A 14,556-nucleotide genomic window follows, 5' to 3' on the forward strand; every position below is an offset into this window, starting at 1 on the left:
CACATGAACTTACATGAATATCAGGCAAAACAGCTGTTTGCCCGGTATGGCTTACCGGCTCCGGTGGGTTATGCCTGCAATACCCCTCGTGAAGCAGAAGAAGCCGCCTCTAAAATCGGTGCGGGTCCTTGGGTAGTAAAATGTCAGGTTCACGCTGGCGGCCGCGGTAAAGCGGGCGGTGTGAAGGTTGTTAACAGCAAAGAAGAGATCCGTGCCTTTGCTGAACATTGGCTTGGCAAACGTCTGGTGACCTATCAAACAGACGCGGGCGGCCAGCCGGTTAACCAGATCCTGGTTGAAGCGGCAACCGATATTGCAAAAGAACTGTACCTCGGCGCAGTCGTAGACCGTAGCTCCCGTCGCGTGGTGTTTATGGCCTCTACCGAAGGCGGCGTGGAAATCGAAAAAGTGGCGGAAGAGACCCCGCACCTGATCCACAAAGTCGCTATCGATCCGCTGGCGGGCCCAATGCCTTACCAGGGTCGTGAGCTGGCATTCAAACTGGGTCTGGAAGGCAAACTGGTGCAGCAATTCACCAAGATCTTCATGGGCCTGGCAACTATCTTCCTGGAGCGCGATCTGGCGCTGATCGAAATCAACCCGCTGGTTATTACCAAGCAGGGCGATCTTATCTGCCTCGACGGCAAACTGGGCGCTGACGGCAACGCGCTGTTCCGCCAGGCTGACCTGCGCGAAATGCGCGACCAGTCCCAGGAAGATCCACGTGAAGCGCAGGCTGCACAGTGGGAACTGAACTACGTAGCACTCGATGGCAACATCGGCTGCATGGTTAACGGTGCGGGCCTGGCAATGGGCACCATGGACATCGTTAAACTGCACGGCGGCGAGCCGGCAAACTTCCTGGATGTGGGCGGCGGCGCAACCAAAGAGCGCGTGACCGAAGCATTCAAAATCATCCTCTCCGATGACAATGTGAAAGCCGTTCTGGTTAACATCTTCGGCGGTATCGTACGTTGCGACCTGATCGCTGACGGTATCATCGGCGCGGTAGAAGAAGTGGGCGTGAACGTCCCGGTTGTTGTCCGTCTGGAAGGTAACAACGCTGAACTCGGCGCGAAAAAACTGGCTGACAGCGGCCTGAATATTATTGCAGCGAAAAGTCTGACGGATGCAGCTCAGCAGGTTGTTGCCGCAGTGGAGGGGAAATAATGTCCGTTTTAATTAATAAAGATACCAAGGTTATCTGCCAGGGCTTCACCGGTAGCCAGGGTTCATTCCACTCTGAGCAGGCGATTGCTTACGGTACGCAGATGGTTGGCGGCGTAACCCCAGGTAAAGGCGGCACCACTCACCTGGGCCTGCCGGTGTTCAACACCGTGCGTGAAGCGGTAGAAGCGACTGGCGCAACTGCCACCGTGATCTACGTTCCGGCTCCGTTCTGCAAAGACTCCATCCTGGAAGCGATCGACGCAGGCATCAAACTGATCATCACCATCACCGAAGGTATCCCGACCCTGGATATGCTGACAGTGAAGGTGAAGCTGGACGAAGCGGGCGTGCGCATGATCGGGCCAAACTGCCCGGGCGTGATCACCCCAGGCGAATGCAAAATCGGCATCATGCCGGGCCACATTCATAAGCCGGGCAAAGTGGGTATCGTCTCCCGTTCCGGTACGCTGACCTATGAAGCGGTTAAGCAGACCACCGACTACGGTTTCGGCCAGTCCACCTGTGTGGGCATCGGCGGCGACCCAATCCCGGGCTCTAACTTCATCGACATCCTGAAGCTGTTCCAGGAAGACCCGCAGACTGAAGCGATCGTCATGATCGGTGAAATCGGCGGTAGCGCGGAAGAAGAAGCGGCTGCTTACATCAAAGATCACGTGACCAAGCCAGTGGTTGGCTACATCGCGGGTGTCACCGCGCCGAAAGGCAAGCGTATGGGCCACGCAGGCGCCATCATCGCGGGCGGCAAAGGTACTGCGGACGAGAAATTCGCAGCGCTGGAAGCAGCAGGCGTGAAAACCGTTCGCAGCCTGGCTGACATCGGTGAAGCACTGAAATCCATCATTAAGTAAATCCTCTCTGCTCCCCGTGCGGGGAGCTTTGACATAATAAATGTCCGTTTCGACATGGTTGGCCATCGTAAGATGGCCTTTTTTTATTGCCTGCGCCGGGCGACCAGCGTGAATTTGTAGTCGTCAGTGTTAAATACGTTGCGGCTGTATTCGAACACCCGACCATCTTTCAAAAATCCACGAGATATTTTCTCCAGGATCGGTTTTGCCGGATTGAGTCCCAGCGTGGCGATCGCCTCCTGTGATGGCATGATCGGCACCAGCTCCTGCTCGCTGCGGTCGATAACCATCTTTTTGATCTGCTCAATATAGTGATATTTGGAGTTCTCCATCACTTCCCAGGTGAGGTCAGGGAACATGGTCAGGGGCATCCATGTCTCTTCAAGGTTGACCGGTTTTTGCTTAATGAAGCGCACGCGCTTGACGTGCCAGACCTTGTCATCCGGACTAAGGGCTAATTTCGCGGCCAGTTTCGCGTCCGCCTTCACCACTTCGAAGATGGTGACATCGCTGTGCGTATCGACGTTGCGATCCGCCAGTTTTTCGTAAAAGCCGGTGAGCTGATAAATGTCGTAATTGACGCGCTCTTCTTTTACATAGGAGCCGCTGCCCTGAATGCTTTCGATGATCTGCTCATCGGCGAGCAGTTTTAAAGCCTGCCGCACGGTGACCCGGCTAACGTTAAACGCCTCCTGAAGGCTGGATTCCGTCGGCAATGCGTCGCCAGGTTTCAACTCTCCGGCGCTAACTTTCTCGCGGAACGCATCGGCTATCTGCCGGTACATCGGTTTATTACCCATTTTGTTATACCAGTTTAATACCATTACTCGGAATTATGCCTTTAGTGGACAAGTTGTAAATAATACAAATAAAATACAAATTGTGATTTCTAGTGAAAGTGATCACATAAATGTATTATTCGTTCTGCCAGAATTCACGTCAGACAATAACAACGTAAGGGTAAGGATCTTTATGAACCTGACGACTCTGACTGATTACCGTGCTGTCTGCGTGCAGGCACAGTTTACTGACCGCGATCGCGCCATCTACGAGCTCGCGATGCGACTGGTAGAACTGGGTAAAATTAGTGACGCGGATGCTTTTCTGGCGGAGGTTATCCATCGGGAATCACTTGGCCCGACCGCGCTGGGAGAAGGGCTGGCTGTGCCACATGGCAAATCGGCAGCCGTGAAAGAAGCAGCCTTTGCCGTGGCAACCCTCAGCGAACCGCTGGAATGGGAAGGGGTGGATGGTCCGGAGAATGTGGAGCTGATTTTTCTGCTCGCCATTCCTCCTGCTGAAGCCGGGTCAACGCATATTGAGATACTGACGGAGCTGACGTCTCGCCTGGCGAATGATGCTCTGCGGGCACGCATGATGTTGTCCACGACGGCAGAAGAGTTGCTGGCCGCGCTGGACGATACGCCGCAGGCTGAGGAGAGCGCAGTATCATCCAGTGCAGCGACCATCGTCTGCGTGACGGCTTGTCCGGCAGGGATCGCCCATACCTATATGGCAGCAGAATATCTCGAAAAAGCCGGGCGTAAGCTGGGCGTAAACCTGGTGGTTGAAAAGCAGGGCGCGAACGGCATTGAAGGGCGTATTACTCCTTCGCAGTTGAAGGACGCGAAAGCGTGCATCTTTGCCGCCGAGGTGGCAATTAAAGAGAGCGAGCGCTTTGAAGGCATCCCCACCATTTCCGTTCCCGTTGCGGAACCCCTGCGCCACGCTGAAGCCTTAATTGAGCGTGCGCTGGCATTAAAGCCTGCTTCCGGTGAGCGCCAGGCGCAGGTTGAAACCGAAGCTAAAAAGAGTGTCAAAACAGAACTCAAGCAGGCGCTCCTCAGCGGTATCTCCTTTGCGGTACCGCTGATTGTGGCGGGAGGCACAGTGCTGGCCGTGTCGGTTCTGCTGGCACAACTTCTCGGTCTGCAGCACCTGTTTGATCAGGAAAACTCATGGCTGTGGATGTACCGCAAACTGGGCGGCGGCATGCTGGGCATATTGATGGTGCCCGTCCTTGCGGCCTATACCGCCTACTCGCTGGCGGATAAACCGGCTCTGGCACCCGGCTTTGCTGCGGGCCTTGCCGCCAATATGATCGGCTCTGGTTTTCTGGGCGCGATCGCAGGGGGGCTTATCGCGGGCTACCTGATGCGCTGGGTGAAGCATCACATCCGTCTGAGTAACCGCTACAACGGCTTTTTAACCTTCTATCTCTATCCGGTGCTCGGCGTGCTGGGTGCCGGTAGCCTGATGTTGTTTGTGATCGGTGAACCGGTGGCCTGGCTCAATAACTCGCTTACCGCCTGGCTGAATGGTCTGTCCGGTGCGAATGCGTTGTTGCTGGGGGCTATTCTCGGCTTTATGTGCTCGTTCGATTTGGGCGGACCGGTTAACAAAGCCTCTTATGCGTTCTGCCTGGGGGCGATGGCCAACGGAGTCTATGGTCCCTATGCGATCTTTGCCTCCGTCAAAATGGTCTCGGCCTTCACCGTGACGGCCTCAACGATGCTGGCACCGAAACTGTTTAAACAGTTCGAAATTGAAACCGGTAAATCAACCTGGCTGCTGGGGCTGGCGGGCATCACCGAAGGGGCCATTCCGATGGCGATTGAAGACCCTTTCCGGGTGATAGGCTCGTTTGTTCTGGGCTCAATGGTGACAGGGGCGACGATCGGTGCGATGGGTATCGGGTTGTCCACGCCGGGCGCAGGCATTTTCTCCCTCTTTTTACTCCACGATGCCGGGCTTGGCGGTGTGATAGCCGCTGCGGGCTGGCTTGGTGCGGCACTACTGGGTACGGCAATCTCCACGCTCATTTTACTGCTCTGGCGGCGTCAGGCGGTGAAGAGCGGCCAGTATGTGACTCAGGACATCGCATCTTAAACACTCACTAACAGGAAACGAAGATGAAAGCTGTATCTCGCGTTCATATCACGCCACATATGCACTGGGACCGTGAGTGGTACTTCACCACCGAAGAGTCGCGTATTCTTCTGGTCAATAATATGGAGGAAATCCTCACGCGTCTTGAACAGGATGCGGAGTATAAATTCTACGTACTCGACGGTCAGACGGCTGTGCTGGAAGATTATTTTGCGGTTAAACCGGAAAACAGATCCCGCGTGAAAGCGCTGGTTAAAGCCGGAAAACTCATTATCGGACCCTGGTATACCCAGACGGATACCACCCTTGTTTCCGGCGAATCTATCGTTCGTAATCTGATGTACGGCATCCGTGACTGCATGGCTTTTGGCGAGCCAATGAAAATTGGTTATCTGCCAGACTCCTTCGGCATGTCCTCCCAGCTGCCGCACATTTATAACGGCTTTGGCATTACCCGCACCCTGTTCTGGCGTGGCTGTTCCGAACGTCACGGCACCGATAAAACGGAGTTTCTGTGGCAAAGCCAGGACGGCAGTGAGGTCACGGCGCAGGTGCTACCGCTGGGCTACGCGATTGGTAAGTACTTACCGGAGGATGAGAGCGGGCTGCGTAAACGCCTCGACGCTTACTTTGATGTACTGGAAAAAGCCTCCGTGACGAAAGAGATTTTACTGCCTAACGGTCACGATCAAATGCCGCTGCAGCAGAACATTTTTGCAGTGATGGATAAACTGCGTGAAATCTACCCGCAGCGTAAATTTGTCATGAGTCGGTTTGAGGAGGTGTTTGACCATATCGACGCACACCGCGATGAACTGGCGACGCTGAAAGGGGAGTTTATTGACGGTAAATACATGCGCGTACACCGGACCATCGGCTCCACGCGAATGGATATCAAAATTGCCCACGCCCGTATAGAGAATAAAATCGTCAACATTCTTGAGCCGCTGGCGACGCTTGCCTGGACGCTGGGGTTTGAGTATCACCACGGTTTGCTGGAAAAGATGTGGAAAGAGATCCTCAAAAATCACGCTCACGACAGTATTGGCTGCTGCTGTAGTGACAAAGTGCATCGTGAGATTATGTCCCGTTTTGAGCTGGCCGAGGATATGGCCGACAACCTGACTCGCTTTTACATGCGCAAGATTGTCGACAACATGCCGAAAACGGAAGAAGACAAACTGGTGATGTTCAACCTGACGCCCTGGCCGCGTGAGGAAGTGATTAACACCACGATACGTCTGCGCGCCAGCCAGTTCCGCCTGCTCGATGACAAAGGCAATGAGATCCCCTATTTCCTCCGCTGCGCGCGTGAAATCGACCCCGGGCTAATCGACCGCCAGATTGTGCATTACGGTAACTACGATCCCTTCATGGAGTTTGACATCCAGATCAGCCAGATCCTGCCCTCCATGGGCTACCGAACGCTCTACATTGAAGCGCATGCAGCCGGTAAGGTGCTTGCGCCTGGTAAACTCCCCGAGGCGTTACTGGAAAATGCGTTCTGGCAAATAACCTTAAATGACGATGGTACCCTGCGACTGCTCGACAAAGAGTCCGGGCTAATTTATGACCGTGCGCTGGAAATTGAAGAGAGTTCTGATGATGGAGACGAGTACGATTACTCGCCGTCACGCGAGGAGTGGAGGCTCACTTCAGCTCACGCAGAGCATAATGTCGAGGTGAGCCATGAAGCCTGGCAGAGCAGGGCGGTGCTCCACTATCGTATGGCCATTCCGGCGAATCTGAAGGAACGATCCGCGCGCCAGCAAACGGGCTCTCTCAGCGCTGAAATGACCATTACGCTGAGCCACAACAGCCGGCGTATCGACGTTGAGGTACATCTGGACAATCAGGCGGATGACCACCGCATTCGGGTCCTCATCCCAACCCCATTCGTGACGGACGAAGTCTTAGCCGATACCCAGTTTGGTTCTCTGACGCGTCCCGTACATGATGAAGCGATGGCAAACTGGCAGGAAGAGGGGTGGAAAGAAGCGCCGGTGCCGGTGTGGAATCTGCTCAATTATGCGGTGCTTCATGAAAGACGTAACGGCATAGCGCTTTTCACCGAGGGACTTCGCGAATTCGAAATAACGGGTGAGCGTCAAAAAACCTTTGCCCTGACGTTGCTGCGTGGCGTGGGGGTGCTTGGAAAAGAGGATTTACTTCTTCGTCCAGGCAGACCGTCAGGGATCAAAATGCCGGTCCCTGATTCCCAGATGCGCGGTCGGTTAATCTGTCGCTTTAGCCTGATGAGTTTTAATGGTACGCCCGTAAGTGCAGGCATCGCCCAGCAGGCGAAGGCATGGCTTACTCCCGTGCACTGTTATAACAAGATCCCCTGGGACGCAATGAAACTCAACAGCGCAACCTTTACGACGCCGGGTAGCTATAGCCTTTTAACGCTGGCGCCGAATGAGTGTGTGCTCAGCGCGCTTAAAAAGGCTGAAGATCGTGACGAAATGATTATTCGTCTGTACAACCCGTCGGAGACCCACTCCGGCAATGTTGCTTTATCCTTGAATCGCGCGATTAATACGTGTTTTGAGACGGACATGAATGAGCGAATCAATGCACTGAATCAGGAGGGAAGGGGCATTGTCGGGGCGTTCAGACCAGGACAGTCGCGAACATTTAGCGTTAAGATAGAGAAATAACGCGCAACATACTGAAAGGCTGCAGACACTGTGGCCTTTATTCATCAAATAGTCACACAGTGGTGTTAATTTAAAGTTTCTTAAAGTGAATGAAGTGTAATTTCGTGAATAACAGAGTAATAAAAAATACTGTGAGGCGGATAACACTCTATACTTATTTGCCTCCAAACCTTCTTTTCTCTTTCTGCGTTAATAAAAATCACATCTGCCTATATTATCCCCTGTCTTTTATAACTAATAACACCCCCTTATATACATATTTTTAACATGGATTTTACTATCGCTCTCACAAGTACACATCTTTAACAGCTGTGTTTGTTTGTTGATTTAAATCAATGTTTAATCCTTGGAAAAAGGCTCCAAAAAGCGTTAAATTGTTCCGGATCAAAATGGCCGAAAAGTGGTAGTTTTGCTATAAATTGATCACCGTCGAAAAACGTAAATCTGATTGAATAAAAACCTGTTTATTGTAAGGGTTTTGCAGCGTATTATATTTACGGGATCAATTTGGGTTTTTTTAACGTATTTGTAACCTTACGTCATCAGTTTATCCTCTCTCGGGGTAAAGCGACGATAAAGTTGCGAATAATTTGTATTGGGGCATGCGTGTGAATCCTTATTTAAGGTTTCACTCTCGGAGTCTTCATGCGATGAGCAAGGAGTCATAATGTTAGACGTAGTCGAACTGTCGCGCTTACAGTTTGCCTTGACCGCGATGTACCACTTCCTGTTTGTGCCACTGACGCTCGGTATGGCGTTCCTGCTGGCAATCATGGAAACGGTTTACGTCCTTTCCGGCAAACAGATTTATAAAGATATGACCAAGTTCTGGGGCAAGTTGTTTGGTATCAACTTTGCGCTGGGCGTGGCAACCGGTCTGACCATGGAGTTCCAGTTCGGGACTAACTGGTCTTACTATTCCCACTATGTAGGGGATATCTTCGGTGCGCCGCTGGCCATTGAAGGTCTGATGGCCTTCTTCCTCGAATCCACCTTTGTAGGTCTGTTCTTCTTCGGTTGGGACCGTCTGGGTAAAGTCCAGCATATGGCTGTAACCTGGCTGGTGGCATTAGGCTCTAACCTGTCCGCGCTGTGGATCCTTGTGGCTAACGGCTGGATGCAGAACCCAATCGCGTCTGATTTCAACTTCGAAACCATGCGTATGGAGATGGTCAGCTTCTCCGAGCTGGTGCTGAACCCGGTCGCGCAGGTGAAATTCGTTCACACTGTGGCCTCCGGCTATGTCTGCGGCGCGATGTTCGTGCTGGGCATCAGCGCCTACTACATGCTGCGTGGTCGTGACTTCGCCTTTGCCAAGCGCTCTTTCGCCATCGCGGCGAGCTTCGGTATGGCAGCAATCCTCTCCGTTATCGTGCTGGGTGATGAATCCGGTTACGAAATGGGCGACGTGCAGAAAACCAAACTGGCAGCGATCGAAGCAGAGTGGGAAACCCAGCCTGCACCGGCCGCCTTCACCCTGTTTGGTATTCCCGATCAGGATGCGCAGGAAAACCACTTTGCTATTCAGATCCCTTATGCGCTCGGCATCATTGCCACCCGCTCTGTGGATACGCCGGTTATCGGCCTGAAAGACCTGCTGGTGCAGCATGAAGAGCGTATCCGTAACGGGATGAAAGCTTACACCCTGCTGGAGGAGCTGCGTGCCGGTTCCACCGATCAGTCCGTTCGCGATCAGTTTAACGACGTGAAAAAAGACCTCGGCTATGGCCTGCTGCTGAAGCGCTATACCCCGAACGTCTCTGACGCGACGGAAGAGCAGATCCAGCTGGCGACCAAAGACTCCATTCCACGCGTAGCGCCGCTGTACTTCGCGTTCCGTATCATGGTTGGCTGCGGCATCATCATGCTGTTGATCATCGGCGCTTCCTTCTGGTCGGTCATTCGTAACCGTATTGGTCAGCGTAAATGGCTGCTGCGTGCTGCGCTGTACGGCATCCCACTGCCGTGGATCGCCATCGAATCCGGCTGGTTTGTTGCCGAGTACGGCCGTCAGCCGTGGGCAATCGGTGAGGTACTGCCAACCGCCGTGGCGAACTCATCCCTGACCGCCGGGGATCTGATCTTCTCCATGCTGCTGATTTGTGGTCTGTACACGCTGTTCCTGGTGGCTGAACTGTTCCTGATGTTCAAGTTTGCGCGCCTTGGTCCAAGCAGCCTGAAAACCGGTCGCTACCACTATGAGCAGTCCACCGTGGCTTCTCAGCCGGCACGCTAAGACAGGAGTCGTCAAATGATCGATTATGAAGTATTGCGTTTTATCTGGTGGCTGCTGGTCGGGATCTTACTGATTGGTTTTGCGGTCACTGACGGTTTCGACATGGGGGTGGGCATGCTCACCCGCTTCCTCGGTCGTAATGATACCGAGCGTCGAATTATGATTAACTCCATCGCCCCGCACTGGGATGGTAACCAGGTGTGGCTCATCACCGCAGGCGGCGCGCTGTTTGCTGCCTGGCCGATGGTCTACGCGGCTGCGTTCTCCGGCTTCTATGTGGCGATGATCCTGGTGCTGGCGTCCTTGTTCTTCCGTCCGGTTGGTTTTGACTACCGCTCGAAGATCGAAGACACCCGCTGGCGCAACATGTGGGACTGGGGCATCTTCATCGGGAGCTTCGTGCCACCGCTGGTAATCGGCGTGGCGTTCGGCAACCTGCTGCAGGGCGTGCCGTTCCACCTCGATGAATACATGCGCCTGTACTACACCGGCAACTTCTTCCAGCTGCTGAATCCGTTCGGTCTGCTGGCGGGCGTGGTCAGCGTGGCGATGATCCTCACTCAGGGTGCAACCTATCTGCAGATGCGTACCGTGGGTGAACTGCACCTGCGCTCCCGCGCGGTATCGCAGATTGCGGCTCTGGTGACGTTGGTTGGCTTCGCGCTGGCAGGTGTTTGGGTCATGTTTGGTATCGACGGTTACGTGGTGACCTCAGCGATTAACCATACTGCGCCATCGAACCCGCTGACTAAAGAAGTGGCTCGTCAGGCTGGCGCCTGGCTGGTGAACTTCAACAACACCCCGGTTCTGTGGGCCATTCCGGCGCTGGGCGTGGTGCTGCCGCTACTGACCCTGCTGACGTCTCGCATGGAAAAAGGCGCACTGGCATTCATCTTCTCTTCACTGACGCTGGCGTGCATTATCCTGACCGCCGGTATCGCGATGTTCCCGTTCGTGATGCCATCCAGCACCATGATGAACGCCAGTCTGACGATGTGGGATGCCACCTCCAGTCAGATGACGCTGAATCTGATGACGTTTGTGGCGGCCGTGTTCGTACCGATCATTCTGGCTTACACCGCATGGTGTTACTGGAAAATGTACGGTCGTATCACGAAAGAACATATCGAAAGCAACACTCACTCTATGTATTAAGGAAGGAGCTGAATATGTGGTATTTCGCATGGATTTTAGGAACGCTTCTGGCCTGTGCATTTGGTGTGATTACCGCCCTGGCGCTTGAGCACGTTGAAGCGTCCAAAGCCGGTGAAGAAAAACACTGATGATCGCTTATCTCTACGCGATCATGGACAAGCGCCCGTTAAGGGCGCTTTCCTTAGTGATGGCTTTACTGCTGGCGGGCTGTATTTTCTGGGATCCGTCGCGCTTCGCGGCGAAGACCAGCGAGCTCGAGATCTGGCACGGTTTTCTTATCATGTGGGCAGTATGCGCTGGGGTGATCCACGGCGTTGGCTTTCGTCCTAAAGCCGTACACTGGCAGGGCATCTTTTGCCCGCTGATCGCTGATGTGGTCCTGCTGATTGGGCTGATTTTCTTTTTCAGCTGAATAAGAATTATCCGTTAAAATTATGGGTCTACCCAGGCCCATAAAAATTTACTCTCCGTTTACTTTCCCCCATTCCAAACCACCATTCCCGCGCGTATAGTAGCGAAGTTCAAAAGCTCTAAACTTTTTTGCATTACCGGGATGTAAAGTGAATACAACGCTATTTCGATGGCCGGTTCGTGTCTACTACGAAGACACTGACGCCGGTGGTGTGGTTTACCACGCCAGCTACGTTGCCTTTTATGAACGAGCACGCACTGAAATGCTGCGCCATCACCACTTTAGCCAGCAGGTTCTGTTGGCGGAGCGAGTTGCCTTCGTGGTACGCAAGATGACGCTGGAGTATTTTGCGCCTGCCAGACTCGACGATATGCTCGAAGTCCAAACGGAAATAACATCAATGCGCGGAACCTCACTGGTTTTCACGCAGCGGATCGTCAACGCAGAGAACACAGTACTGAACGAAGCTGAAGTCCTGATTGTCTGTGTTGATCCACTCATCATGAAGCCTCGTGCGCTTCCTAAGTCTATTGTCGCGGAGTTTAAGCAGTGACTGACATGAATATCCTTGATTTGTTCCTGAAGGCAAGCCTTCTGGTTAAACTTATCATGTTGATTTTGATTGGTTTTTCAATCGCATCCTGGGCCATCATTATCCAGAGAACCCGTATCCTCAACGCCGCAGGCCGCGAAGCGGAAGCCTTTGAAGACAAGTTCTGGTCTGGTATCGAACTTTCCCGTTTGTATCAGGAAAGCCAGGGCCGTCGTGAAAACCTCTCCGGCTCCGAGCAAATCTTCTATAGCGGATTCAAAGAGTTCGCGCGCCTGCACCGGGCTAACAACCATGCACCGGAAGCGGTCGTTGAAGGGGCATCCCGTGCGATGCGCATTTCGATGAACCGCGAGCTGGAAACGCTGGAAACGCATATTCCTTTCCTGGGCACCGTCGGCTCCATCAGCCCGTATATCGGTCTGTTTGGTACGGTCTGGGGGATCATGCACGCCTTTATCGCCCTGGGTGCGGTAAAACAGGCGACGCTGCAAATGGTTGCACCGGGTATCGCAGAAGCGCTGATCGCGACAGCTATCGGTCTGTTCGCGGCGATCCCAGCGGTTATGGCCTATAACCGTCTGAACCAGCGTGTGAACAAACTGGAACTGAACTACGACAACTTCATGGAAGAGTTCACTGCGATTCTGCACCGCCAGGCGTTTACCAGCACCGAGAGCAACAAGGGGTAAACCATGGCCAGACAGCGTGGACGGGGTCGTCGCGAACTAAAGTCCGAAATCAACATTGTACCGCTGCTGGACGTGCTGCTGGTGCTGCTGCTGATCTTTATGGCGACAGCACCCATCATTACCCAGAGCGTTGAGGTTGATCTGCCGGACGCGACAGAATCTCAGGCTGTAAGCACCAATGACGATCCACCGGTCATCATTGAGGTATCCGGGGTTGGACAGTACAGCGTGGTGGTGGAAAAAGATCGTATGGATCAGCTGCCGCCGGAGCAGGTCATTGCTGAAGCGCAACGACGTCTGCAGTCCAATCCGAAAACAGTCTTCTTAATCGGTGGTGCGAAAGACGTGCCTTACGATGAAATAATTAAAGCGCTGAACCTGTTGCATAGCGCGGGCGTTAAGTCAGTTGGCTTGATGACGCAGCCTATTTGATCATCTGCGTACACAACAGAGTTTTTGGGAACCAATAGTGTCAAAGGCAACCGAACAAAACGATAAGCTTAAACGGGCGATAATTATCTCGGCGGTGCTGCATGTCATTCTCTTTGCAGCACTGATCTGGAGTTCGTTCGATGAGCATCTGGATGCCGCTGCCGGCGGGGGTGGAGGTTCATCCATCGATGCTGTGATGGTCGATCCCGGCGCGGTGGTGCAGAACTATAACCGCCAGCAACAGCAGCAGGCGAGTGCGAAACGTGCTGAAGAACAACGCGAAAAGCAGGCGCAACAGCAGGCGGAGGAGCTGCGTGAAAAGCAGGCCGCCGAGCAGGAACGTCTGAAGCAGCTTGAGAAAGAACGTTTGCAGGCGCAGGAAGCGGCGAAAGAGCAGGCGGAGCAGCAGAAACAGGCTGAAGCCGCAGCGAAGAAAGCGCAGGAGCAGCAGAAGCAGGCTGAAGAGGCGGCAGCAAAAGCCGCAGCAGATGCCAAAGCGCAGGCGGAAGCTCAGGCCAAACAGGCTGCTGAAGCGGCAAAACAAGCCGCTGATGCCGCTGCGTTAGCCGCGAAAAAAGCCGCTGCCGATGCCCAGAAACAGGCTGAAGCCGAAGCAGCAAAAGCGGCTGCTGACGCGAAGAAAAAGGTAGAAGCAGAAGCGGCTAAGAAGGCCGCGGCAGAAGCCCAGAAAAAAGCCGAAGCAGAAGCCGCTAAGCAAGCTGCTCAGGAAGCCGAGAAGAAAGCGGCTGCCGAAGCAGCTAAAAAAGCCGCCGCAGCAGAAAAAGCCGCAGCCGCTGAAAAGGCCGCTGCCGAAAAAGCAGCAGCTGATAAGAAAGCCGCTGCTGCAGAAAAAGCAGCCGCAGATAAAAAAGCGGCTGCAGAGAAGAAAGCGGCTGCCGATAAAGCTGCTGCTGACAAAGCTGCCGCCGCGAAAGCCGCTGCTGCGAAGAAAGCTGCAGCAGAAAAAGCGGCTGCATCTGACGTAGACGACCTGTTCGGTGATTTGAGCTCAGGTAAGAATGCGCCGAAAGGCAGCAACAGCGGTAGCGCAGGTGGTGCTTCTCCTGCTAAAGGAAGTAAGCCGGGGCAAGGCGGTGCATCTCAGGCTGAGATCGCGTCGTACATTGCGCAGGTACAGGCGGCCATTCGTGGGCATCTGTACGACTGGGATAGCTTCAAAGGTAAAACCTGTACGCTTCGGGTAAATCTGGCCGCGGACGGGACAATCCTCAGCGTGAAGAAAGAGGGTGGGGACGAGGCCTTCTGCCAGCAGATGTTATCTGCAACCAGCAGGATGACGAAGTTCCCGAAACCGCCTTCACAGGCTGTGTTTGAAACGTTCAAAAATGCACCACTGGACTTCAAACCTTAAATGAATTTTCCCTGTGCAAACGGGGAAAAACAGGCCAGGTTTAGTCTTAGCGTTCTGGTAGTTTTGTTTATTTGGGTTTGTTAACATTCTGCTAAATTATGCGGGTAAGGTTACCCGGA

At 53.6% G+C, this 14,556-nt stretch carries 13 protein-coding genes; 12 read left to right on the forward strand and 1 reads right to left on the reverse strand.

Translation table 11 applies throughout. The features are described from left to right. Nucleotides 1-3 precede the first annotated feature (3 nt). Both sucC and sucD read left to right on the forward strand, forming a co-directional pair. Nucleotides 4-1,170 (forward strand): ADP-forming succinate--CoA ligase subunit beta, encoded by a 1,167-nt coding sequence (sucC, locus tag ACOYA6_RS02305; protein ID WP_032617084.1) that lies wholly within the window; start codon nt 4-6, stop codon nt 1,168-1,170. Further along, nucleotides 1,170-2,039: a succinate--CoA ligase subunit alpha gene (gene sucD / locus ACOYA6_RS02310; RefSeq protein WP_032617085.1), complete on the forward strand. Its 870-nt coding sequence runs from the start codon at nt 1,170-1,172 to the stop codon at nt 2,037-2,039. Before sucC ends, sucD begins: the two co-directional genes overlap by 1 nt. 83 nt (nt 2,040-2,122) lie before the next feature. Here sucD and ACOYA6_RS02315 read toward each other — a convergent pair whose 3' ends face one another. Then, complete coding sequence (locus tag ACOYA6_RS02315; protein ID WP_422653961.1) at nt 2,123-2,839, reverse strand: GntR family transcriptional regulator; 717 nt, start codon at nt 2,837-2,839, stop codon at nt 2,123-2,125. Between the two features lie 172 nt (nt 2,840-3,011). On the opposite strand from ACOYA6_RS02315, the gene mngA reads away from it, so the two are divergent. The 10 genes from mngA to tolA all read left to right on the forward strand — a co-directional run bounded on the left by mngA (nt 3,012) and on the right by tolA (nt 14,437). After that, on the forward strand, nt 3,012-4,928 hold the full coding sequence (mngA, locus tag ACOYA6_RS02320) for a PTS 2-O-a-mannosyl-D-glycerate transporter subunit IIABC (protein WP_422653962.1): 1,917 nt from the start codon (nt 3,012-3,014) through the stop codon (nt 4,926-4,928). A gap of 23 nt (nt 4,929-4,951) precedes the next feature. Continuing rightward, on the forward strand, nt 4,952-7,588 hold the full coding sequence (mngB, locus tag ACOYA6_RS02325) for a mannosylglycerate hydrolase (RefSeq protein ID WP_422653963.1): 2,637 nt from the start codon (nt 4,952-4,954) through the stop codon (nt 7,586-7,588). 667 nt (nt 7,589-8,255) lie between these two features. Beyond that, a complete protein-coding gene (gene cydA, locus ACOYA6_RS02330) occupies nt 8,256-9,824 on the forward strand; it encodes a cytochrome ubiquinol oxidase subunit I (RefSeq protein ID WP_039029339.1) in 1,569 nt (522 codons plus the stop codon). Between the two features lie 15 nt (nt 9,825-9,839). Beyond that, entirely contained in the window at nt 9,840-10,979 is a 1,140-nt protein-coding gene (gene cydB / locus ACOYA6_RS02335; protein ID WP_223074864.1) for a cytochrome d ubiquinol oxidase subunit II, read from the forward strand. Nucleotides 10,980-10,993: 14 nt separating this feature from the next. Further along, a complete protein-coding gene (gene cydX / locus ACOYA6_RS02340) occupies nt 10,994-11,107 on the forward strand; it encodes a cytochrome bd-I oxidase subunit CydX (RefSeq protein WP_006177208.1) in 114 nt (37 codons plus the stop codon). Beyond that, complete coding sequence (gene ybgE, locus ACOYA6_RS02345; protein WP_039029341.1) at nt 11,107-11,391, forward strand: cyd operon protein YbgE; 285 nt, start codon at nt 11,107-11,109, stop codon at nt 11,389-11,391. Before cydX ends, ybgE begins: the two co-directional genes overlap by 1 nt. Nucleotides 11,392-11,539: 148 nt before the next feature. Then, nucleotides 11,540-11,944, forward strand: a complete 405-nt coding sequence (gene ybgC, locus ACOYA6_RS02350) for a tol-pal system-associated acyl-CoA thioesterase (protein WP_032617092.1) — start codon at nt 11,540-11,542, stop codon at nt 11,942-11,944. After that, on the forward strand, nt 11,941-12,633 hold the full coding sequence (tolQ, locus tag ACOYA6_RS02355; RefSeq protein WP_072036639.1) for a Tol-Pal system protein TolQ: 693 nt from the start codon (nt 11,941-11,943) through the stop codon (nt 12,631-12,633). Before ybgC ends, tolQ begins: the two co-directional genes overlap by 4 nt. Nucleotides 12,634-12,636: 3 nt before the next feature. Then, nucleotides 12,637-13,065, forward strand: a complete 429-nt coding sequence (tolR, locus tag ACOYA6_RS02360) for a colicin uptake protein TolR (RefSeq protein ID WP_039029343.1) — start codon at nt 12,637-12,639, stop codon at nt 13,063-13,065. 37 nt (nt 13,066-13,102) lie between these two features. Continuing rightward, the gene (gene tolA, locus ACOYA6_RS02365) at nt 13,103-14,437 is read left to right on the forward strand and encodes a cell envelope integrity protein TolA (protein ID WP_039029344.1); all 1,335 of its coding nucleotides are present in this window, start codon (nt 13,103-13,105) and stop codon (nt 14,435-14,437) included. Nucleotides 14,438-14,556 lie beyond the last annotated feature (119 nt).

Source organism: Leclercia barmai (assembly GCF_049312895.1).
In the GTDB taxonomy this organism is placed as follows: domain Bacteria; phylum Pseudomonadota; class Gammaproteobacteria; order Enterobacterales; family Enterobacteriaceae; genus Enterobacter; species Enterobacter barmai.

Bases quoted from the DNA above. Each gene is read 5' to 3' on its own strand.
- sucC (WP_032617084.1), top strand. From the start codon at position 4: ATGAACTTACATGAATATCAGGCAAAACAGCTGTTTGCCCGGTATGGC.
- sucD (WP_032617085.1), top strand. From the start codon at position 1,170: ATGTCCGTTTTAATTAATAAAGATACCAAGGTTATCTGCCAGGGCTTC.
- ACOYA6_RS02315 (WP_422653961.1), bottom strand. From the start codon at position 2,839: ATGGGTAATAAACCGATGTACCGGCAGATAGCCGATGCGTTCCGCGAG.
- mngA (WP_422653962.1), top strand. From the start codon at position 3,012: ATGAACCTGACGACTCTGACTGATTACCGTGCTGTCTGCGTGCAGGCA.
- mngB (WP_422653963.1), top strand. From the start codon at position 4,952: ATGAAAGCTGTATCTCGCGTTCATATCACGCCACATATGCACTGGGAC.
- cydA (WP_039029339.1), top strand. From the start codon at position 8,256: ATGTTAGACGTAGTCGAACTGTCGCGCTTACAGTTTGCCTTGACCGCG.
- cydB (WP_223074864.1), top strand. From the start codon at position 9,840: ATGATCGATTATGAAGTATTGCGTTTTATCTGGTGGCTGCTGGTCGGG.
- cydX (WP_006177208.1), top strand. From the start codon at position 10,994: ATGTGGTATTTCGCATGGATTTTAGGAACGCTTCTGGCCTGTGCATTT.
- ybgE (WP_039029341.1), top strand. From the start codon at position 11,107: ATGATCGCTTATCTCTACGCGATCATGGACAAGCGCCCGTTAAGGGCG.
- tolR (WP_039029343.1), top strand. From the start codon at position 12,637: ATGGCCAGACAGCGTGGACGGGGTCGTCGCGAACTAAAGTCCGAAATC.